Here is a 20,918-nt window from a genome sequence, read left to right as displayed (position 1 = left end):
CGCTCCTAGGCCGGTTCGATCAGGGGCAACCAGCGGAATTCCCACCCCCGTCGTCTCGAACGCACAGGATCCAGTTCGGGCCATGAAAACTGTAGTCGACGGTGATCCGGCCCGATCGACCGTCGGGGAAGGCATGCTTCAAGGCGTTGATCACCAGCTCCGTGATGATGAGACCCAGGCTGACCGAAACCCGCGCGTCGATCACCCCGTCGCCGCCATCGACCGTCAAGGTGACGTTGCCAGCCTCGCCGATCATCGACGCCGTGATGCTCTCGCACAAGGCGGTGAAATAGGCGTGCACATCGACATCGCCTTCCTGCGAGGTGGAGAGCAGCCGCTCCAACGCCGCCACGGACATAACCCTGTGATGGGCGTCCGTCAGGTGGCCACGCGTTTCCTCGGAGGGGGTCTTGCGGGCATTCTGCAGCAGGACGCTGGCGATGATCTGTAGGCTGTTGGCGACCCGGTGGCGCACCTACTGCAGCAGGACGATGTTGTGGCGTGCCTCATTCTCTTTCAGCGCCGTGTCGGCTCTGGCCTCGGTGACGTCTGACAGGGCGACGAGCAGCCTGGTCTGATCGAGGTCGAGGTAGTCAAGCCGCTTGGCTTGGACCACGAGATGCCTGAGAGGCGGTTGGGTGAGCTTAAGGTCCAGTTCGCAGTCGTCGCTCTCTGCCCCGGAAAGGGTGGCTTCCAGCGATCGGCGAAGTTCGGGATGTCCCAAGCGCTGTTCGAGAGACTATACAGAGCCTGCCCGGTCAGCTCTACCTGAGCGACTTCGAACACTTGTCGAAACGAGTTGCTCGCCGCGATGATGGCGAGGTCGCCGTTCAACAGCAGCAAGGGTGACGGAGAGGCGGTGAAGACCGCAAGAGTCAGACTCAAAGCCACGTCATCGGGTGGTGATACTGAGGTCGACATTGGATGCTTTGGGCAATCCGAAGGCTCGCGGGGCGAAAGCCAAGGTCGGAGCCATGAGCGGGTGGAACTGGATCGCTTTTGTTTACAACGGTCCTGGCATTAAGAGGTTGCGGTCAGGCTTCTGCCAGGCCGATCGATGGGCGCACATCTTTCCGCGAACGGTGACGCTGTCGCAACACCCTCAGCGCGGCTGTGCAGGTCGGTGCGGACATCAGTGGATGATCGTAATGTCAGGTCTCTGTCGCGGACTGCATGACCGATAATTGCGGAAACAAAGCGCTGCCTGAGACCGAAAGAGAGGTCTGCTTGCCCCGGTGGGCTCAACCGGTGAACGCAACACAATACCTTTTCTTTGGAGACGGAGCGTGGACGGAGAAGCAGCAGCGTCGCTTCTGCTCCCCGGTGGCGCATAGGGCTAAAGTCCGGGATCGCTGGAAGGCCGGCGGGTCGATGAGTTCGATCGGACGGCGGTTTGATCGAGGGGCCTCCTCAGCGTTCTCGGTGATCTCGCTGACGAACGACATTCGACCTCCTGCCGAGAGTCCGGCGTCGTGAGCGCTCAGTCTCGGCGAGCGGGAGATTCATCCGGCTTTTCCGATGAGGCAGCGTCATCTTGTCAAGCCGGGCAACGTGATCGGGCTGCGGGCGTTTTGCCATTTCAGGCTTGGCCGTTCTCGGACGGCGTCGGGCGAGAGCATGCGAGGACGCGTCCCATGACCTTCATCTCCCGCCTTGTCTTCGGGGCTACCAGCCTTGTGCTCCTGCTTCTGGCTCTCGGTCTGATGGGCGTGGGCCTGATGGAGCTGACCAAGGCAGGTACTGGAACCGTCGACGCGGCCGGCGACGCCATTTTGGCGGCTCTCGGCTATGTCATCATCGCCATCGCCGTTTTCGACGTGGCCAAATACATGTTTGAGGAGGAGGTCACCGGCGACCATGAAAAGCGCGGAGCCGCCGTGGCCCGGCGCTCGCTGACGAAGTTCCTGTCCACCATAGTCATCGCCCTGTTCCTCGAGGGGCTGGTGATAGTGTTCAGGACCGCGCGGAGCGATGTCGCCCTGCTGGGCTATCCCACCGCCCTAGTTCTGGTCTCGGTCCTCGTACTCGTGGGGCTGGGCGTCTACCAGCGCTTTTCAGCCAGCGTCGAGGAGAAGGTCGGCGACGGCGACGAGGCCGCCAAACAGAAGGAAGATGCTGAAAAGGCGGCGGTGAAACGATCAACCGCCTAGCGGCGGAGTGGGGCATTGGCGGCGTTGAGGTGTGGATCGGCGTCCAAAACGGACCCCCGTTGCTATGCCGGCAACCGACTGGCGTGAAAGAAGAAAAGTCATCCGACGGGGGGTCACGAGCGGTGCCGATGTCATGCAGACTACTGCCAGAAGAGTTCTATGGATCAGCTAGTTGGCCAAACAGGCGAGGGTCTCGTTTTGGACGCCGATCTACAATCCTGGCCTGCGAGGCCCTCGGCGTAACGCCCTTCGTGCCCAAGCCGCTGACCTCCGGGGCCAAGGCCGACGGCCGGTTCGGAAAGCAGGACTTCGTCTATCTGCCCGACAAGGACGCCTATCGCTGCCCGGCCTGCGCGCTGCTGCCGCGCCGCCTCACGACCGTCGAGAAGGGACAGACGCTGCATCGCTACCTGAACCGGGCCAGTTGCACCGGCTGTCGCCTGAAACCGCAATGCACGCCCAGCGTCGAGCGCCGGGTCACCCGCTGGGAGCATGAGGCGGTGATCGATGCGCTGCAGGCCCGGATGGACCTGACGCCGGGTGCCATGCGGGCCCGCCGAACCCTGGTCGAACACCCATTCGGAACCATCAAGGCCTGGATGGGACACACTCACTTCCTGATGAAGCGCCTATCCAACGTAAAGACCGAGATCAGCCTCCACATCCTGGCCTACAACATGAAACGTGTGATGGGGGTGCTCGGAACCAAGTCGCTGATAGAGGCGATGCGGGCCTGAGGCGAAGGCGCTCTGCGCCTCGTTGCAACCCGCGCACCAATCCAGCTCAGCGCGTTTTTACACGGCCTCGACCCATAGCGGACCTTTGTTGTCGGCCAATCGGTCATTTGGGCAACGATGCTGAGGACACCGGATTTGCAGCTGCGATCATAGCTCAACCTGCGCCATTTGGAACAACGTTGATCTTTCTTCGCTCTGCCTGCGCCGGGGTTAAACAGGACAGTAACATGAAGACGAACCGCATCGCCGCCTTGACGGCATCCGTCGCGCTCGCGGCTACACTGGCTGCGTGCGCAGGCATGGACGGGATGATGGGTGGCGGCTCGGTCACAAGTGCCTCGATGGGCATGAGCGGACGTCCGGACGCAGATATGCAAGCCGTACTCGATGCACACGCCGCTCTTGGGGCTCGACCAATCGAAACCCTGTCCGTGGCCCAGGCGCGCACCCAGCCCACGCCGGCTGACGCGGTGCGTCGGGTCAAGGAAATGCGCGGCATGTCGACTGCGCCCGATCCGACGGTTTCGGTGCAGAACCTGACTTACTCGGCTGGCGCGGGCTCGCAGCCGGTCAGGGTTTACAGGCCGGCCGGCACAGTCGGCACCAACCTGCCGGTCGTTGTTTACTACCATGGTGGCGGTTGGGTCATTGCGGACCTCGACGTCTACGACGCCACCCCACGCTCCATGGCCCGAAACATGAACGCCATCGTTGTGTCGGTCGAGTATCGCAAGGGGCCAGAGATGAGGGTCCCGGCGGCGCACGACGACGCCAACGCGGCGTGGCGGTGGGTTATGGCCAACGCAGCGTCATGGGGCGGCGACCCCATGAACATGGCGTTGGCGGGCGAAAGCGCGGGCGGCAATCTGGCAATGAACGTAGCCATCGCCGCGCGCGACAACGGCTGGACGCAGCCCAAGGCAATTCTCGCCGTCTACCCCATCGCTAACGCAAACACGTCCCTCCGTTCCAAGGTCGAGAACACAATGAGCCTGCCGCTGCGCACGGCCACGCTGGACTGGTTTGGCCGCTACGCCCTTCCCTCCGCGGACTTCGCCCAAGACCCGCGCTTCAATCTTGTCGCCGCCAATCTGCGAGGCCTCCCGCCAGTAATTATCGTCAACGCAGACATTGATCCTCTGCGCGACGACGGAGCGACGCTGGAGACCGCGCTGGAGGCGGCGGGCGTCAGCGTAGAGCGAAGAAATTGGGAAGGCGCGACGCACGAATTCTTTTCGATGGCTGACGTGGTCAGGGATGCTTACGACGCCCAGCAATGGTCCTTCCAACGTCTCCGCGGCGCAATGCGTTAGGGCCTGCGGGGTATCGAGATTTGCTAGGCACCCCCGCCTCAAATGTCCGCTTCTCAGCCTCAGGTGACGGTCGCTTCCCGACCCGTTGGGGACCTTCAGAGTCCGTTTTTGTGCGGCGAAGCTGCTTTTGGGTCCGTGGTAGGCCCCCCTAGGGGCGATCGTAACCCGGCGCGCTCGCACTGATCGCTCCGTCGCGAGGCAAAACCGGCACATTAGAAGCCCGTATCTGTAAGGACCAACACCCCATCGCGCGGAAATCGCTGGCGCAATGAGGTTATCGGGCGCACGCAGTCTGAATGGCGACAAGGGGTTCGACGCAATGATTGATACTTGCGACCGCCCGGCCCAGACCTCGTCTGAACATGCGTTTCTCGCCGGCGGTGGTGAGATGGGTAGTTTGATGCGGGCTTTTGATTGGAGCCGTTCAACAATCGGTGCGCCGGAGACATGGGGGGAACCCCTGCGCATTGTGACCCGTCTGATGCTGAACACGGGACATCCCATGTTCGTCTTCTGGGGCAACGACGGAGCTTGCCTTTATAACGACGCCTATCGGCAATCCATTGGGTCCGAGCGCCATCCCACCGCCCTAGGGCAGCCTGCACGTCAGGTGTGGGAGGAGATCTGGGATGTAATCGGGCCGCAAATCGAGCAGGTCTTGGCCGGGGGGAGCGCGACTTGGCACGAGAACCAGCTATTGCCGATCACCCGTCACGGCCAACGGGAAGACGTCTACTGGACCTACAGCTATAGTCCTATCGGCGACGACACTGCGCTCAGCGGGGTCGGCGGCGTGCTGGTGGTCTGCACCGAAACCACAAAGCATGTGTTGGCGGAACGCCGGCTCATTGATCAGTCAGAGCGCCAGCGGCGTCTCTTTGATCAGGCCCCGGGCTTTATCGCCGTTCTCACCGGGCGCGATCACGTGTTTGAGTTCGCCAACGCCGCCTACAAAAGGCTGACACATCGGACCGATTTAGTCGGCAGGACTGTACGAGATGTATTTCCAGAACTAACGGGCCAAGGCTTTTTCGAATATCTTGACCAGGTCTTTGAAACTGGGGAGCCGTTCGTTGCAGCGCACATCCCGATAAAACTTGAGTGCGGCCTCAGCGAGGGGTCAAATGAACTCTTTCTAGACTTTATCAACGCTCCGATCTTCAGTGAAATCGGGGAGGTAGTGGGCATTTTCGTCCAAGGGCACGACGTTACCCATTCGCACCTCGCCGCCACGGTTCAGAATAGGCAGGAACGTCACCTTCGTCTGTTGATCGACGAGTTGAACCACCGAGTCAGAAACACCCTTGCGATCGTTCAGGGTCTAGCTCAACAGACTTTTAGTGGTGACTCCGCAAGCCCCAGCGCTCGCGCGGCGTTCGAGGGGCGCCTTCTCGCACTTGCATCCGCGCACAATCTGCTGACCCAGGAAACTTGGGTTGCGGCTGACCTGACCGATGTCGTGGCTGGTGCCTTTGATGCTCACTCGACCAGCTCGGACCGATACACGGCCAATGGGCCCCGAGTGAGCCTCGAACCAAAGACCGCAGTGATGATGGCCCTGGCCCTTCATGAACTCACCACTAACGCCACGAAGTACGGCTCCTTGTCGACGGACGAGGGGCACGTAGTGCTGACATGGTCCGCGAAACCGGACGATCCGGCTCGCTTTGTCATTCGGTGGGAAGAATGTGGCGGCCCGCTTGTCTCGCCGCCCGAACTGCGAGGGTTCGGCTCAAAACTGATCGAGCGGGCTTTGGCGGCGGAACTACGTGGGCACGTCGACCTTAGCTTTCCCCCTACCGGCGTGGTCTGCGAGATCGTCGCCCGGCTTGGAGCGGATGACACCACCGACGTCACATGTGCGGGTGAGTTCCCTACGGTGCATGGCTATGCGAAAATAGGATTGGGTCAAGTTGCTCACGGCAGCCCTCGCGCGGTTTAGTCGAGCGGCAGGCGCTTAACGGCCTCGTGAAGGTCCATTGACGAACCGCAGGCGACCGTCCGTCCACGACCAACGGCGGTCCCTCACCACGTCCGCTTCCAACGTGAGGCGGCCGGCCTTCCTGAGCCTGCCGCCCTTGGCTGTCAGAGTTTGAGCAGCCACAGCCAAGCCTCACCGATCTCTTCGTCCGCGGTTGAGCCGATTTTCGTGAAGCCAAGGCCCGTCAAAATCTTTGTCGACGCGTTAGGTTGAGGCTCTGTCTTGGCGGAGAGTTCGACTTGTGGCACCATATCCCGCGCGATCCTCAACAGGTGTTTCGCCGTTAAAGTCGCGTACCCTCTCCCCTGCTGAGCGAGGTCGGTGTAGTAGGCATTTTCAACTCGATTGTCCGCTGGTGGCCAGACGAATGCGCCACCGCCCACAGCGGAGTTTCCGTCGACAGCGACATAACCGAGCCATGGCGGCTCGAAGCCTACCTTTCGATACAGCGCCACCATCGCTCGGCAAAACTGCTGAGTTTCTAGCTCCAACTGAATCGCACGGCCACCGAGCGTGCCATCGGCGCGGATAGGGACGAGCTGAAACTGGAATTGTTGATTATGTTTGATCACTTGGATGTCCTGCATGACTGAGGACGACGCGCAGCGCGCAGCGTCAGAAACGAAATAGGCCGATCAACAGCCCGGGCGCTCAGTCGATGGCAGGCAGAGGCAAGTTCTTTCGATTTGAAGCTCCTTTATGGAGCATGGTCGCGGGAATTCGCAAGCCTTGGTCGCGTCGGGCCTGACAGGTTAACTTTGCCAGGTCAAAATCCCCCTACCCCGCCGCCATTCAGGCAACAGCCGTCGCCCATGCTGCGTCCGCTTCAGCGCGAAAACGCCGAAGGGTGGGTCTGCTGATCAGATGGCGTTGAATGTTGAAGGTGTTGTAGATCGCTGCGTGGGTGGTGAGGAATCTCCGGGCTGAGGCCTGGGATTTGAACCGCTGCTGCTGTCGTTCTCGTCGTCGGATCGGAAGGTGGGAATTCTCGATCCGATTGTTTTCACGAAGCCGGCCGGGTCGATGGAGATGTCTCAGATCCAGCTGATCCAGAGCCGCGCCGTATGAGGCCAGGCCGTCCGTCGTGATCGTCTGCGGCTCGACCGGCTGGTTGTGAAGGAGCCGTCTGATCAGCTTCAACGCAGCCTCTGTATCCCGCCGGCGCTGGACGAGGACGTCGAGGACCTCGCCTTCGTCATCGACGGCCCGCCACAGAAACATCCGCTTGCCGCCGATATTGCAAACCACCTCGTCCAGGTGCCAGCGCGGCGACGGCGGCCACCGCCGCTTTTTCAGTCGCCTGGCGATCAGAGGTCCGAACTTGATCGTCCAGCAGCGGATGGTCTCGTAGCTCACGTCCACACCGCGGGCCGCCATCAGCTCCTCGACATCCCGAAAGCTTAGACTGAAACGGAAGTACAGCCATACCGCCTGACGGATCACATCCGCTGGAAAGCGATGGCGCTTAAACGAAATCGGCTTCACGAAATATGATCTCCATCAGCGGCTTAGCCGTTGACGTGACCCCCTGAAACTCCGCCAGGAATAGCTAGAGTCCGCCCCTCGAAAGGACGGACGGAATGAAGCGATCGAGATTTACGGAAGAGCAGATCATCGGGATCCTGCGGGAGCAGGAGACGGGTGTCCCGGTGGCGGATCTGTGCAGGAAGCACGGGCTCAGCTCGCCGACGTTTTACAAGTGGAAGGCCAGGTTCGGCGGCATGGATGTGTCGGAAGCCCGGCGGCTGAAGGCGCTTGAGGACGAGAACGCCAAGCTGAAGCGGTTGCCGGCGGATGCGATGCTGGACAACGTCGCGCTGAAGGATCTGCTGGGAAAAAAGTGGTGACGCCCGCCGCGCATCGAGAGGCTGTGGCGCACCTGCGATCGGTCTACGAGATGAGCGAGCGGCGGGCGTGCCGGGTTCTGGGCGTCGATCGTGCGAGCGTGCGCTACCAAGCCACGCGGCCGGACGACGGTGCCCTGCGGGATCGGCTGAAGGCGCTGGCCCAGGAGCGGCGACGGTTCGGCTATCGCCGTCTGCACGTGATGCTTCGGCGCGAGGGACATGCCGTCAACAGGAAGCGGGTCCAGCGGATCTACCGCGAGGAGAAGCTGATGGTGCGCCGGCGCGGTGGACGCAAACGCGCCATGGGCACGCGGCGTCCGCTGGAGGTTCCCCTGGTGGCCAACCAGCGCTGGTCGCTGGACTTCGTGTCCGACCAGATGACCGACGGGCGGCGGTTCCGGATCCTGACGGTGATCGACAACTGCACCCGCGAGTGCCTCGGGCTCGTCGCCGACACCTTGCTGTCCGGCCAGCGGGTGGCGCGAGAGCTGGACGCCATCATGCTTCGGCGCGGACGACCCGACACGATCATCAGCGACAACGGGACAGAATACACCTCCAACGCCATACTCGGCTGGGCCGACGAGACCGGCGTGGGTTGGCACTACATTGCGCCGGGCAAGCCCCAGCAGAACGGCTTCAACGAGAGCTTCAACGGTCGCCTGCGCGACGAGCTGCTGAACGAGACGCTGTTCCGGTCCTTGCCACACGCCCGGTCCGTGCTGGACGCCTGGCGGCGCGACTATAACGAAACCCGACCGCACTCGAAGCTCGGATGGCTGACCCCGACGGCCTACGCCAGAATGCTAACCGGACAGATCGGCCGGCCTGCTGCGCTGGTTGATGGCTGCGCAGGCCGGCCTATTGCCACCCCAACCAATCACGGCTCAGATCACCCAAGGACTCTCGTTATGGCTGGATGAGAAACGGGGGTCACGTCACCGTCCTCAGTGGAGATAAGTTAGCGTTAGACTGACAGCACCTCTGCTGACGCTGGACAGGCTGGATGGGGCGCTGCGGGCGATGACGCAGCAGGGAATTGCGGCGCGACTCGTCAAATGGCGTCATTTTGACGAGGGTCGAAGCACTGCTAAGTTGGATTCCCGTCGGAGGGTCTTGATGCTTGTCCTGATTTCATTGCTGGCTGCGGTGCCTTCGTTCCCAGCGCAGGACGAGATCGTACGGACCGGTCCGCCGGCCGTGACGGCCACGGCGAGGCAGGACTGCATGTTTGGCGGCCAGCCCGTCGCCTGCCCACAACCGGTTTCGGCAACGAATGTGCCGATAACTGCCGCTGCGCCAGAGACCGAAGACGAGGACGGTAATCCATGGAACTCCGCGCTGAACGCCAACTTCGAGAACACGACCACGAACCGGCCATCGCCGCCGGCTCCCCCGGAGGGCGGCTATTCGCGTAGCCGAGGCATTCGCGGTACGGCGTCCTACGATGCAAACGCCCCTCAGCCGACTACGCCAGCCCGCCCACGAGTGTTCGTCAGCGACCCCAACCAGAACGGCAACCGTATATCGGCACCGGCGTCAGAGGGCACCACACCGAGCCAGGGGGCTGCGCCACGCTTCAACTGGTCTGCGGGGGCAGAGAATGGTGCCTCTCGCGCGCCCTACCCCGCTGCCGAGTACACGGCCGGTTTCTACACGGCGAATGGAGCATCGGCAGACAGTGATGCCGTCCCGCAGTGGGCCTTCGGTGATCCGGAGCGCTATGAACTGGACCAGTGCGGACCGGGGACCAGCGAACCGTCCGCCCAGTGCCGCCGGAATGCACGAAACCGCCTCGCGTCGGCAAGGGCCGAGGCCGCGGTTTCCAATGAACCCACACGCGATGCCGCCCAGGACCAAGCGCGTGGCTCAGGCTGCCGGACCGTGAACGAACCCGCACGCGACGGGATGCCCGCATCATCGTCGCTCGTCTGTGGCAACGGCGATACGGAGGCACTGCTGGACAACATGCGCGAACGGGCGACGCGGGTCATGACGCCCGGCTGGTGAGTTACGCCTGCATAAGGGATGCATCCAAACGGTGTTGTCAGCCCAACCGATTTCGGCGCTGCCGTCGGCACCTCTTTTCCTGAGACATGGTCAGCATAAGTAGCTCTGAGCAGGCGGTGCCCCGAGCAAGCAGTCAAGAAGAAGCCGCCTACCTGATTGGTTTAGGCTGACAAGACCGTTCGAACCCCTGTCAGAGCGGTAAGGGGCCTGTCCTGATGAAAAGATTGTCCCGCCGCGATCATCACTCCAGGCTCGTCTCAACCTGACCCGTCCTTGTCGCCCGGGCCCGTCGGCATGAAACGCGCCGCCCGAGCATCCCACTGGAGACGCGCGTCCCGGCAAGGCACGTCGAAGCCACATTCAGGATTGCTGATCAGGACCGCCGGTCGGGTGGAAATATCATACACCGGTTGCTCACCGGGTTCGGACGTGAAGGCGAGTTCTGCCCCGCCGTCGGCCCGGGCCAGATAGATCATGAAGGGTTTCTGATCGACCACGGTCCCCTCGGACCTCTCACAACCGTTTGGTGCCTCATAAAGCCAGTCGCGGGCACCATCGCCGTCAAGGTCGGGGATACTGAGGATGTCGGCGTGGACGATGTTGAATGCCCCCTCGCTCACGGCCGACGGACAGGCCTGGACCGTTTCTCGCCAAAGAGACTGAAGGACGTCGGGCGCATCCTCAGGCGGCCGGGGCTCGTCTTCCTCCGGCGGAGCCAGAACGCCGAACGACGAACTCAACAGTGTCTCGCCGCGCACGTTGGGTCGCTCGACCAATCTTCTCAGACCCAGATCCCAAGCGAAACTGTAGGCACAGTCATCGTTCAGTGGCCAGCACATCACCCTATGGACAGCCATGTCGATGACAGTCTCGTTGTTGCGGCGAGCGATGGCAAAATCGATACTCTGATCGTTGAAAGCGAGCACATAAGTACCGTCGGGCAGGCTTACGTACAGGCTACGCAGACATCCACCTGTACCGCAGTAAACCAGGCCGGACTCTGTATAGTCGACGAGCCAGTCAGCCAGGCCGTCGTGCGAGATATCGACCTGCTTGATGACGCCTTCCGGCACGTGTTTGACGAGAGCCAGACGGTTCATCGGCTCCTCACGACGGAAATAGGCACTGTTTATCTCGTTGAGCACCATCCACTCGAGCGCTTCGCGAGGGTTTGGCTGATCGGGCTCCGTCCGCTGGGACGTTGCAGCCGCGGCACCGGCCGAGATCAGGGAAACAGTAGCCAGACCGACTGCAAACATTCGCGTCACCGGATTATTTTCCTTCCAAACTGAGACATGCCATGACGTGAACCCCGTTGCTCATCCAGCCATAACGGGAGCCCTTGGGTGAACTGAGCCTGCGTTGGTGGAGTTGGCAATAGACCTGTCCCTGCACAGCCAGGCACAGCTCAGCGCCATCGCCCAACAGCTCAACGAACGGCCCAGAAAGACATTGCTCTAACGGACGCCCGCGGAGACCTTCGCTGAGTGTGTTGCAGCGATCAGTTGAGCCCACCGTCGAAAGCGGTCCTTGGCATCCGGTCGTAAACCGGACTTCAGACGATTACCGAGGTCGTGCCCCATCGCGGAGCCCTTCCTTGCGGAAGGCTACCCGGCCAGGACCCACACAGCGAACCAGCGTTAAGGCGCTTCCGCCGCTTGCCCGACGGTTTCCTGGTCAGAGTGTCTCCGGAAAAAGTGGTGCCGCTTAGGTGACTCGAACACCTGACCCCCGCATTACGAAGGCTAGGGAAGGCCGGACAGCAAGTTGTTATAGAGCAGGTGGTTGATGCGGATTTCGGGTAGGCTCTGGACCGCAACCCAGCCCCTTCCCAGTCTCGGCTGAGGGGCTCGTGAAGCCCTTTCCCAAGTTACGCGCTTTAACGTGGGAAACCCGGAAATTGTGACCTGCGCCATACCTGCAGACCCGCAGCAGGTGCCATACCCTCGGACTCCACCCCGCCCGGGTGCTTCCGGCTAGTGCGGAGATGCGTTGAGCCGACCCCACCCCCCACCGTGCCGCCGATGGTCCACGGCTACGTCTATTTCACGCGGACTCTGCGGTGCCCATCAGACCTTTCAGCTCCCCTTTTGCGCCTGAAGCGCGCTATTCGTAATCGACGCCGATTGGTACGGCGGCGCTGACGTTGGTGAGGGCGATACCTGACGGCTGGCTTAACAGACCGGTGATCTGCAGCCTGTCGGAGCCCTCGGCGTTCATTCGGGCCGTCAAGTTCCGGGTGATGTCGCCGGAGTTGTCACTGATGACGGTGAAGACATCGACTGTCAGATTTCCCGGACGCGCGACGATCGCGGCCGGCAAAGTCACCCGATAAACCCGGCCCGGATCACCGCTGACACGGATGATGGCTGTTCCCGATTGGGTCGTGACCTCCACGCCCGTGCGTGTCGAGACCGGATTAAAGCTCATCGGCTGAACGGCTGCGATCGTCAGGGACCGCTCGATCGTCAGCGACGCGTTAGTGTTCGGCGGGCTTTCGGCATTCTGTGCGAAGGCGGGAGCCGCAACGCCGCACAGGCTTACGGCGAGGACCAAGGAACGTATCATAGGAAGGTCGCCGTAACCGTGAATGTAAAAGTGTCTGTGCCGCTATTTGCGGCGGCTGCCAGCAGGACATCCATTCCCAAGGTGAACGTCGCCGACCCCCGCGAACCAAGCGGCATGAGATCGAAGGCAAGGCTGGCGGCATCGGCCGGCGCGGCGGTACGATAGGTCGCGCCGGTCAGGGAGCCGATCCGGAACCGGGTGATGCTGCCAGCCCCCGATGCTCCGCTCGCTGTCACTGTGACCCTGACATCCCTATTCTGGCAGTTGGAATTCGTCCCGCAGGTCAGGGTGACGGTCGGTTGGGTGATCGACGCGGAGCTCAGCCTGATCGCATCACCGGACACGCGGGTGACCACGCCGGCCGAGCTGACAGAAAAGGTGGTGGCCGCATTGCCCCGCACCACTGTTCCGATCACAGGCGAAGCGGCAGGTGAGCGCGACATGCTAATCTGGGCGGCTGCCGGCGTCGCGATCAGGAAGATCGCCGCCAGCCCGGACAAGAGCAGAATACGTGTCATGCGCCGGTCTCCAGTGAGCGGATGCGAATGAAAACGTCGCCGCCCCTTACGAAGCCACCCGTTGGGGGCACTACCAACTCGAGCGCGGCGTCCAAGCTCATGCCGAGGTCCTGCGCCTGTTCGGGTTCCAAAGTCACATTGTAGCGACCCGGGCGGACGGCGTCGACAAAGGCGACGCCAGCGTGGTCGGTGCGCGCAGCGACCACTTCGCCCCCGGCAAGGGGGATGAGGCGCAGTTCCACAGCCGCCAAGGGCCGGTCCGAGCCGTCGCGGCGAAGACGCGCGCTCAGCTCGATCTCGCTGGTGACCTGAAGGGGGTAGTCCACGACCGCGATCCGCCCCGGGCGAGGCACGGTTTCGATCACAGCGTCGCCGACCAGGAATGGATCGTCTATGCCTTCGAGGTTGATCCCGATGCGTGCCTTGCCGGCGTCGCCGAGACCCGCGGCCAGTACCTGGCCATCCACGCCGGTGACGGCTGCACCCGCCGGGGTTTCGAGAACGACGTTGGGGACCGGCTCCTCAGCGGGTTGGCGCCGACCGTCGCCATTCGCGTCGATGAAGGCGTTGAACGCGACCGAACCGCCCCCCGCCACGCCCGGCCGGACCATACGGTAGCCCCGCTCGAACGGATCGAACGCCAGGCCGAAACCAAATTGCAGGCCGATCTGCCAGTCGCTGCGGTCCGTTTCATAGGCGGCCGTCACGGCGACATCGAAGCGGGATCCGCGATAGTGGCCCGAGGCCTGAACTGTCGTACTGCCCTGATCGCCCAGCGATCGGATGACGCCCAGTCTGAGAGCGCGACGCTCGCTGATCTGATAGTCGACATTGGCATAGGCTGTACTCAACCGCGGATCCGGCCTGAGTTCGTAGGTCACCCCTCCACGGATCTGGGCGCGGGCCGCGACCAGGGTCGCGACATCCAACGCTCCGACCAGGCGATGCGTTCGCAGCGCCCCAGCCTTCTCGTTTTCATAGGTCAGCGCGCCTGAAAGATAATAGCGGTTCACCGGTGCCGAGGTCCGCACCTCTGCCATGAACAGATCCGTGTCATCCTCGCGCTGCAGCCGGCGAAAATCGGCCGACAGGGGCAGTGTGAAACCACGCGCCAAAGGCAGCTGGGTATCGACGCGCAGATCGGTGCTACGCGTCAGGGCGGCTCCACCCGTCCCCAGTTGCCGGGTCTCGTCGATGAATTCGCCAGCATATTCCGAGTGTCTGCCGACCAGCGAGATGCCGAAAGGCCGGGCCGCGAGACCGAGGGTGCCGCCTGTGCCGCCCTCGCTGTCCGCAGCCACGTCAAGTTGCGCCGCGAGGGAACCGAGCGCAGCGCGCAGCCCGATCACCCCGACGGACCGCGCGCCGCGATCCTGCGGTGTATAGCGGGCAAGGCCCCCGCTAAGCGTGAGCGACGGACTCAATCCGTAGTCGAAAGCTGCGGCCAAGCGAGCCTCGCCTGTCGAGGTCCCAGCGATCCTGTCGTCGACGGCAAACACCGGCACGTCCTGCTCGACAGCGCCGAGCCGGAACACAAACCTGCCCGCCGCAACCTGACCTGTGCCGAAATTGATACGGCGGACCTCCTCGCGGGTCTGTCCTTGCGGGCCGTAGAAGACCAGTCGGATGGTGTTGAGACCAAACGTCAACGGCACGTCCAGAAACTCGTAGCGACCACGCGCGGCAGAGGCCTTTGTCGCGCGCAGGACCTCGTTGATGTATAGTTCGACGTCTTCGCCCAACGGCAACTCGCCGCGGAGATCCAGCGGCGTCGACAGGTCCAGCGCTTCAAGCGGAGCTGAGGTGTAGTAGACGCCGCGTCCGCCAGCGCTGCCCGCACCCAACGGCATGGACGGGGTGAAGACGTCGCCTGCGCCCGCGCGGGTCGCGCCCAACGGGCCGAGAGCCCTACCACCGGGATCCTTGCGTTCGAACAGGACGCGCACATCGCGCACGCCGCCGTCCTGGTCCGAACCGATAAAGCCCTGAAAGCCCGCGTAAAGAAGGTCGCCCGCCAGTCGCAGGTCGTAGCTGCGGGTCTGGTCGGACCCGTCCCGCGCGACCTGGCCGCCGAGTTTCACGTCGATGGCGGGCGGTGTGAACGCTGTATAGGGCGTAACAGCCATCAGCACCTGTTCCGGCCTGGTTACCGTTTGCAATCCGGCGGCGCGCCGGTCGCGCGCTAGCCGCTGCTGGAAGGGCAGGGGCTCGGTCGGCATCACTGCCAAGAGCTGGGCGCTGATGTCGGCCCGCAGACGGATCGGCAGCAGCTGTTCGATCAGATCGAGCCTGACATAGAGGTCGTCGTCATAAATCGCCGCCTGACTGGCCTCGAACGCGACGGTTCTTCCATCGACCACAGCCCGGCCCTGCCGCAAATCCACCCGAAGCTCGCGGTCCCGCGATCCCACCCAACCCTCGGCTCGCCCTTGGCTCGGGAAGACACCGACGGCGAAGCCCAGTACCCTGGCGAACTCGCCGAGCGGGACGAACACACCGCTGCGCGAGCCGTAGACGTTCATTGTTTCGGCGAGTTGATAGCCGTCTGCCGCCACCTCCATGAACAGGAGATCGTCGGGACTAAAAGGTTGCGGCGCGGCGGCTTCAGCGAGGCCGGCGATGACCTGTTGGGCTTGGACATCGTCCGCGCAACCCAAGCCCGCCAGTCCGACACCGAGGGCGGCCACAGCGATCCTCCAATTCATTGGGCCGGGATGGCTGCAGTCGCGAGGGTGGTGCCGGGCCGGGTATCATCGTCCTTGTAGACGACCCGGATGGGCTCATCGGCGGCCACCGGCTCGGCTAAGGGTACAATTACGGTACGGCGCTCGATCTCGGGGTAGACGGCTACGCCCCTAACGACGGCGACCAGCCGTTCGCGTGCACCTCGTCCGGCATAGACGTCGATGTCGCCGTACACGGAGTTCGCTCCGCGCCGAACCAGGTCAAGCTGGAGCGCGCCGTTGGGGGCATTTTCGGCCGCAGCCAGGCGAATGGGCGCGCTGATGTCCGCGCGAACGTCGATTTCACCTTCCCGGACGATCAGTGGGATACTGACGCTGAACAGAGCGATAACTTGAAGGGACACCTCATCCGAGCCCGCGCTCGCGGCTTGAGTGGCGGTGAAGCCGGCGTCCTCGGGCGGCAAGGCGGTGACGGTCAGGTGCGTCCTGTACTCCGCGGACCCGCCCGTGGCGGGTGGTCGCAAACGCAGACGGATCACCTGGCTCTCACGTGGTTGCAGGGTGACGCGTCGCGGCGTGTGCTGGATAAATGCGGCCGCGGATCGGGGAGCGCCAACATCCGGAGTGTCTGCCGCGGCGACGATCTGACCGTCAGGGCGCATCACGCGATCGACCAGTTCGACCGTATAGGTCGCCGGGGCGTCGCCCTGATTGAAGACGTACACTGAGGCCGAGCGCTCGTTGGCGTCAAACGTCACGCGGCGCGGCGAAATGTTCAGGTCGGCGCCGACCTGTGCGGCCGTCGGACCGGCGAGCGCAATGGTCAGGATGGCGAGGGCGGCGGCGACGGCGACGGCGGCTCTGAACATCTTGGTCCCCTCAACGCTGTGCTGGAAGCGACGCTTAACGCTGATCGCTTCCAGCGAGGTTAACGAATTGACCGCTCGGGGGCGGCCGATCTGCCTTAGTTGTAGGCGGCTGAGACGGTGAAGGTTCCGGTGTAGGCACCCGTGTTGGTGGTCGAGGCGACCGGGACGCTGCCTCCGACACGGAAGGACAGAGTGCCTGCCGAACCCAAGGCATTGCTCAGGGTTTGCGCGCCTGCGGAGCCTGCCAGGTTGTTGGTGGTGGTCACGGTCAGGCTGTCGAGACCATTCGCCATTGTGAAGGTTGCCGGAATGGTGACCGAGATCGACTGGCCGCCTTCGCCGTCGACGGTGAATTGCGCGGCTTGAGGTGTATCACCCGATGCCAAGGCGACGACGCCGCCGGCGACAGTGCGGGCACCAGCAGCGCTTACGACAACCGACCCGGCACCGGTCGACGGGCGAACGACGGTGCCGAACTTGAGGTCGGCATTCTTGGTGATCGTCAGGGGGCGAATGACGGTGATCGATCCCGTGCCTGTGGTCGAGGCCGTCGACTGGGCCATTGCGGGGGCGGCGAGCACTGCGGAGGACAGGACGGCGAAGGCGGCAGCGACAACGAGCTTGGACATGATGGTTTCCTTGGAATGGCAACTACGATTGGTACTGGCGCTCAGTCTGCCCCCGCCTCCACACTGTCCACCGCGTGGAGCGCCAAATTGGCTCAAACCGGACTAAAGTTATAGGTTCACTTTCAATTAGCTGGCCGAAGCTCATAGGAGTCGGCAGACAAATTGCGCGGATAGCTACTGGGATATTCAATGCGCTGGATTGTCATGATTGTGGATGACCATCCGCTGGTTGGAGAAGGTTTCCAGCTATCGATCGGTCTGGCCTATCCGCATCTCGAAGTTGGGCTCGTCACTTCGGCGGCAGCTGCCGAAGCTTATGCGCGGGCCAATGCGGCGAGGATCAAGCTCGTTATGCTCGACCTGATGTTACCGGACGCGAAGGGATTCAGCGCCCTACTTCGCCTTAAGCAATTGCTGCCGAACACGCCGATCGCCATTGTTTCGGCGCGCGCAGACGCGCACTCCATCGCCATGGCGCGCACTTTCGGCGTGGCGGCCTATCTCAGCAAGGCACAGCCGGTCAGCACCCTCGTCAATTCAGTCGGCGATATCCTGAGGGGCGGAGCGCCTTTCGCTGAGCCATCCGAGACGGATACGGGCCCGCCCAGCATCAGCGGTAAGATGGCAAGTCTGTCCGCGGCCCAACTCCGCATTCTTGTGGCCATGGCGGACGGAAGATTAAATAAGCAAATCGGCGCGGATTTGAATATAACTGAGGGAACGGTCAAGCAGCATGTCTCAGCGATATTCCGAAAACTGGGCGTGAACAATCGAAGCCAGGCGCTTCTCGCCGTCCGCCCATTTCTAATCAACACTAATCTGAATTAGTCGGCGGCGGCCTCTCTAAGGAGTGGGGTTAGCCTATCGAAAAGGCCGCTTTCAGGGGCTTCTCCCCGCGCATAACAATCGTCAATGGCCAGTGCTGCCTCACCAAGCGCCGGATAGCCAAACAAACACGCCGCCCCGGCAAGATCGTGGACGAGCCGCTGGAGGTCAGTTGATGTCTGCTCGGTGACTCGCAACCACTCAATGCGGTTCAGGTCGGCAGCTGCCCGGCTACGGAACCGTCGCTGAAGCGCCGCCATGGCGTCGCTCACGGACGGGCACCGGCTAGATAGCCCCTGATCTCGGCCGCCAGGGTGGTTGGATCGAATGGCTTGGTGATCACCCCTATAGCGCCTAGCGAAAGCAGACGGTCGCGCTGACGTGCATGGGCCCGGGCAGTCATGAAAATCACCGGCGTGCTTGAGTGCAATGGCATCTCTCGGAGGAGTGCCAGCACTGTCGGGCCGTCGAGGCCCGGCATCATCACGTCAAGCAGGATGACATCAGGTTTGTATCCGCTCTTAAGCGCCGCGAGGGCTTCCTCGCCGGACGCCGCCGTGCGGACAATTCCGTCAGCGGCGAGCGAGAAGATCAGTTCGGTCAGCGCCCGGATGCTCTCGTCATCCTCGACGTGAAGGACATTTAATGCGCCCATTTTGTTTCCGCCGGTAGAATGGGAAGCTCAAACCAAAAAGTAGAGCCCTCTCCCAAAACGCTATCCACGCCCAGTTGGCCACCCATCATTTCGAGGAGCTGGCGTGATATGGCGAGGCCGAGGCCGGTGCCGCCGTAACGCCGAGCAGCCGAGTCGTCAGCCTGCACAAATCGCTCAAATAGCTTGGCGACGGTCTCGGGATCGATACCTATACCGGTATCACGAACGGTGACCCGCGCCATCGGTTGGTCATCAGCCGCGCTTCGCATCTGAACCTCCACGACAACGCCACCCCGTTCAGTAAACTTGGCTGCGTTGCTCAACAGGTTCAGCAACACCTGCCTCAATCGCGCGGCGTCGCCCAAGATCGATTGCGGGACCGACTTGTCCACGCTGGCAGAGTAGGAAAGCCCTTTACTCTCGATCTGACCCATCACTATCTCGGCAGTTTCCTGCAAAGCCAAGCGTAAATCGAACGGTTCATGAGTTAAATGAAGCCCTCCCGCTTCAATCTTCGAATAGTCTAGTACGTCATTAATGATTGTGAGCAGGGCTTGGCCAGAAACCGAAATACGATTGACGCACTGCAATTCAACATCGCCGAGCGATTTACGAGCCTGGAGTAACTTGGAAAAGCCGATTATGCTTGTGAGGGGAGTCCGGACCTCATGGCTGATATTTGCCAAGAAGCGTGATTTGGCATCCGCCGCCGCCTCCGCTCGATCTCGAGCTTCTGTGAGACTCTTTTCCAGGGCACGACGTTCGGACATATCGCGGATTACCGCGATAATCTCCTGGGATCGCCCCTGCCCATCCAGCACTGCTTGAAAGGTCGACTCGACCCAGATTTCGCGGCCGTCCTTGTGCAGCGCACGGGTCTGCAGCGTCGCGCGCTGCTGCCCGGATGCTATCAGCCCAAATGTAGCTAACAGGTCCGCACGATCGTCGACGTGAATAAAGGCCTGTGCTGGATTGCCCTCCATCTCTTCAGCAGTATAGCCGAGCAAGCCCTCGATCCCGGGGGATATATAAGTGCTAGAGCCGTCGAGCCTCAGCCTGGTGATGATATCACCCATGTTATCGGCAAGAAATCGGAATTGCTCTTCACTGCGATTGATTCTTTCGAGTTCCCGGTGCCGGTCCGTAATATCCTGGACCACGCCAAACATGACCTCGACCTTTCCATCACAGTCCAGTTGGCGTCTCGCAGTGACCGCGATCTGACGAACGCTTCCGTCCGGTCTCGAGATTACGGTATGAAACTCGTCACCCGACTCCTGGGCGATAACTTCCTCCACAAAATCGTGCAGTCGAGCCTTTTGAGCAGAGTCCCACGCCCCCCGGATGTCACGTAAGGAAATGGACGCTTCTGGTTTGTTAGGGTCCAGTCCAAATATGCGGCAAGCCTCTGTAGAACAAGCCATTTCGTTGTCAGACGTCCAACGCCAATGGCCCGTGTGGGAGACCGTTTCTGCCAACTCCAGCGACCGCTTTTGTTCGTCTGCGGCAAATCTCTCAGTCGTTAGTTCAAGTTGTTCGGTTACTAACTCACCGAGTTCTTGCAAAAGTGCACGTTCTTCATCGAGAAACTGCCGTGGTTTGGTGTCGAGTATACACAGAGTACCGAGTTTGTGACCGGCTGCAGTTGTCAGCACCGCGCCCGCATAGAAGGAGATGTTTTCGGCACCGTTCACGTAGGGATTTCGGGCGAACCGAGGATCTTTCGTGGCGTCTTCGATTACCATGACGCTGCTGGCCGGCAGCATCAAGGCGTGGTTACAGAAGGCATCGCCTCTGGCGCCTTCAGCCGGCTCAAATCCGTGCCTCGCCTTGAACCATTGCCTTTGACTGTCGACCAGGCTGATGAGCGCAACCGGGGCGTGAAAAAGCCTTGCCGCGAGACGCGTAATTCGATCGAACCGCGGCTCAGGCGGCGTATCCAGTATTTTCAGGGCGTAAAGAGCCCGTAGTCGTTCAATTTCCTCATCAGGCCTATTAGCGTTAGACTGTCGGGAATTCTCCACCAGGGTCGGGCCGACTGGCTCCTTCGCTTTATCGATCATTCGGCACGCCTCTCAATCTTCGCCTAATGGTGTAAGCGACTTTGGTATCGTGGATCCAGCAAACGCTAG

19 protein-coding genes and 1 pseudogene are annotated in these 20,918 nt (G+C 61.9%); 7 read left to right on the top strand and 13 right to left on the bottom strand.

All coding sequences use genetic code 11. The features are described from left to right. Positions 1-19: 19 nt before the first annotated feature. Positions 20-475, bottom strand: a complete 456-nt coding sequence (locus ACP7AS_RS11590) for a sensor histidine kinase (RefSeq protein WP_426029022.1) — start codon at positions 473-475, stop codon at positions 20-22. Beyond that, on the bottom strand, positions 476-616 hold the full coding sequence (locus ACP7AS_RS11585) for a hypothetical protein (protein WP_426029021.1): 141 nt from the start codon (positions 614-616) through the stop codon (positions 476-478). It abuts the gene before it with no gap. 1,018 nt (positions 617-1,634) lie between these two features. Between ACP7AS_RS11585 and ACP7AS_RS11580 the strand changes: the two genes are divergently transcribed. From ACP7AS_RS11580 to ACP7AS_RS11565, 4 genes and pseudogenes are all read left to right on the top strand, one after another. Next, complete coding sequence (locus ACP7AS_RS11580; protein ID WP_426029020.1) at positions 1,635-2,150, top strand: GNAT family acetyltransferase; 516 nt, start codon at positions 1,635-1,637, stop codon at positions 2,148-2,150. A gap of 215 nt (positions 2,151-2,365) precedes the next feature. Continuing rightward, positions 2,366-2,887 (top strand): annotated as a pseudogene (locus tag ACP7AS_RS11575) (transposase); the annotation flags it as partial. A gap of 227 nt (positions 2,888-3,114) precedes the next feature. Then, on the top strand, positions 3,115-4,200 hold the full coding sequence (locus tag ACP7AS_RS11570; protein WP_426029019.1) for an alpha/beta hydrolase: 1,086 nt from the start codon (positions 3,115-3,117) through the stop codon (positions 4,198-4,200). A 268-nt stretch (positions 4,201-4,468) separates the two neighbouring features. Next, positions 4,469-6,142 (top strand): sensor histidine kinase, encoded by a 1,674-nt coding sequence (locus tag ACP7AS_RS11565; protein WP_426029018.1) that lies wholly within the window; start codon positions 4,469-4,471, stop codon positions 6,140-6,142. A 143-nt stretch (positions 6,143-6,285) separates the two neighbouring features. Here the strand turns inward: ACP7AS_RS11565 and ACP7AS_RS11560 are convergent, their stop codons facing one another. Both ACP7AS_RS11560 and ACP7AS_RS11555 read right to left on the bottom strand, forming a co-directional pair. Beyond that, entirely contained in the window at positions 6,286-6,753 is a 468-nt protein-coding gene (locus ACP7AS_RS11560) for a GNAT family N-acetyltransferase (protein WP_426029017.1), read from the bottom strand. 220 nt (positions 6,754-6,973) lie between these two features. Then, positions 6,974-7,666 carry an IS6 family transposase gene (locus ACP7AS_RS11555; protein WP_426029016.1) on the bottom strand — a complete coding sequence of 231 codons (693 nt, stop codon included), beginning with the start codon at positions 7,664-7,666 and terminating at the stop codon, positions 6,974-6,976. A 95-nt stretch (positions 7,667-7,761) separates the two neighbouring features. On the opposite strand from ACP7AS_RS11555, the gene ACP7AS_RS11550 reads away from it, so the two are divergent. Both ACP7AS_RS11550 and ACP7AS_RS11545 read left to right on the top strand, forming a co-directional pair. Next, positions 7,762-8,951, top strand: a protein-coding gene (locus ACP7AS_RS11550; protein WP_426029015.1) for an IS3 family transposase whose coding sequence is annotated in 2 segments (ribosomal slippage) — positions 7,762-8,020 and positions 8,020-8,951 — 1,191 coding nt in all. Because the reading frame shifts where the segments join, the coding sequence is not laid out codon by codon here. Between the two features lie 961 nt (positions 8,952-9,912). Continuing rightward, on the top strand, positions 9,913-10,038 hold the full coding sequence (locus ACP7AS_RS11545) for a hypothetical protein (RefSeq protein WP_426029014.1): 126 nt from the start codon (positions 9,913-9,915) through the stop codon (positions 10,036-10,038). Between the two features lie 257 nt (positions 10,039-10,295). Here the strand turns inward: ACP7AS_RS11545 and ACP7AS_RS11540 are convergent, their stop codons facing one another. The 6 genes from ACP7AS_RS11540 to ACP7AS_RS11515 form a co-directional block, all read right to left on the bottom strand. Beyond that, positions 10,296-11,297 carry a hypothetical protein gene (locus tag ACP7AS_RS11540; RefSeq protein ID WP_426029013.1) on the bottom strand — a complete coding sequence of 334 codons (1,002 nt, stop codon included), beginning with the start codon at positions 11,295-11,297 and terminating at the stop codon, positions 10,296-10,298. An 847-nt stretch (positions 11,298-12,144) separates the two neighbouring features. Next, complete coding sequence (locus ACP7AS_RS11535; RefSeq protein ID WP_426029012.1) at positions 12,145-12,594, bottom strand: DUF4402 domain-containing protein; 450 nt, start codon at positions 12,592-12,594, stop codon at positions 12,145-12,147. A gap of 8 nt (positions 12,595-12,602) precedes the next feature. Further along, positions 12,603-13,106, bottom strand: a complete 504-nt coding sequence (locus tag ACP7AS_RS11530) for a hypothetical protein (RefSeq protein WP_426029011.1) — start codon at positions 13,104-13,106, stop codon at positions 12,603-12,605. A gap of 14 nt (positions 13,107-13,120) precedes the next feature. After that, the gene (locus tag ACP7AS_RS11525; RefSeq protein WP_426029010.1) at positions 13,121-15,811 is read right to left on the bottom strand and encodes a carboxypeptidase-like regulatory domain-containing protein; all 2,691 of its coding nucleotides are present in this window, start codon (positions 15,809-15,811) and stop codon (positions 13,121-13,123) included. A 14-nt stretch (positions 15,812-15,825) separates the two neighbouring features. Further along, positions 15,826-16,677 carry a hypothetical protein gene (locus ACP7AS_RS11520; RefSeq protein WP_426029009.1) on the bottom strand — a complete coding sequence of 284 codons (852 nt, stop codon included), beginning with the start codon at positions 16,675-16,677 and terminating at the stop codon, positions 15,826-15,828. A 95-nt stretch (positions 16,678-16,772) separates the two neighbouring features. Beyond that, complete coding sequence (locus tag ACP7AS_RS11515; protein ID WP_426029008.1) at positions 16,773-17,306, bottom strand: DUF4402 domain-containing protein; 534 nt, start codon at positions 17,304-17,306, stop codon at positions 16,773-16,775. A 189-nt stretch (positions 17,307-17,495) separates the two neighbouring features. Between ACP7AS_RS11515 and ACP7AS_RS11510 the strand changes: the two genes are divergently transcribed. Further along, positions 17,496-18,134, top strand: a complete 639-nt coding sequence (locus ACP7AS_RS11510) for a response regulator (RefSeq protein WP_426029007.1) — start codon at positions 17,496-17,498, stop codon at positions 18,132-18,134. Here the strand turns inward: ACP7AS_RS11510 and ACP7AS_RS11505 are convergent. Genes ACP7AS_RS11505 through ACP7AS_RS11495 form a run of 3 tightly spaced genes read right to left on the bottom strand, consistent with a single transcriptional unit; the run spans position 18,131 to position 20,849 of the window. Next, a complete protein-coding gene (locus ACP7AS_RS11505; protein WP_426029006.1) occupies positions 18,131-18,403 on the bottom strand; it encodes an Hpt domain-containing protein in 273 nt (90 codons plus the stop codon). The genes ACP7AS_RS11510 and ACP7AS_RS11505 overlap by 4 nt on opposite strands. Beyond that, positions 18,400-18,786: a response regulator gene (locus tag ACP7AS_RS11500; RefSeq protein WP_426029005.1), complete on the bottom strand. Its 387-nt coding sequence runs from the start codon at positions 18,784-18,786 to the stop codon at positions 18,400-18,402. Before ACP7AS_RS11500 ends, ACP7AS_RS11505 begins: the two co-directional genes overlap by 4 nt. Continuing rightward, positions 18,774-20,849: an ATP-binding protein gene (locus tag ACP7AS_RS11495; RefSeq protein WP_426029004.1), complete on the bottom strand. Its 2,076-nt coding sequence runs from the start codon at positions 20,847-20,849 to the stop codon at positions 18,774-18,776. The genes ACP7AS_RS11500 and ACP7AS_RS11495 overlap by 13 nt, the downstream gene beginning before the upstream one ends. Positions 20,850-20,918 lie beyond the last annotated feature (69 nt).

The sequence above is a fragment of the Brevundimonas sp. TWP2-3-4b2 genome (assembly GCF_049897345.1).
Classification (GTDB): domain Bacteria; phylum Pseudomonadota; class Alphaproteobacteria; order Caulobacterales; family Caulobacteraceae; genus Brevundimonas.
Note: the sequence above shows the minus strand (reverse complement) of the source record. Positions and strands in the feature narration are given on the sequence as shown.

Coding starts and splice junctions, on each gene's coding strand:
- ACP7AS_RS11580 (WP_426029020.1), top strand. CDS start 1,635: ATGACCTTCATCTCCCGCCTTGTCTTCGGGGCTACCAGCCTTGTGCTC.
- ACP7AS_RS11515 (WP_426029008.1), bottom strand. CDS start 17,306: ATGTCCAAGCTCGTTGTCGCTGCCGCCTTCGCCGTCCTGTCCTCCGCA.
- ACP7AS_RS11570 (WP_426029019.1), top strand. CDS start 3,115: ATGAAGACGAACCGCATCGCCGCCTTGACGGCATCCGTCGCGCTCGCG.
- ACP7AS_RS11540 (WP_426029013.1), bottom strand. CDS start 11,297: ATGTTTGCAGTCGGTCTGGCTACTGTTTCCCTGATCTCGGCCGGTGCC.
- ACP7AS_RS11495 (WP_426029004.1), bottom strand. CDS start 20,849: ATGATCGATAAAGCGAAGGAGCCAGTCGGCCCGACCCTGGTGGAGAAT.
- ACP7AS_RS11500 (WP_426029005.1), bottom strand. CDS start 18,786: ATGGGCGCATTAAATGTCCTTCACGTCGAGGATGACGAGAGCATCCGG.
- ACP7AS_RS11510 (WP_426029007.1), top strand. CDS start 17,496: ATGCGCTGGATTGTCATGATTGTGGATGACCATCCGCTGGTTGGAGAA.
- ACP7AS_RS11520 (WP_426029009.1), bottom strand. CDS start 16,677: ATGTTCAGAGCCGCCGTCGCCGTCGCCGCCGCCCTCGCCATCCTGACC.
- ACP7AS_RS11565 (WP_426029018.1), top strand. CDS start 4,469: ATGAGGTTATCGGGCGCACGCAGTCTGAATGGCGACAAGGGGTTCGAC.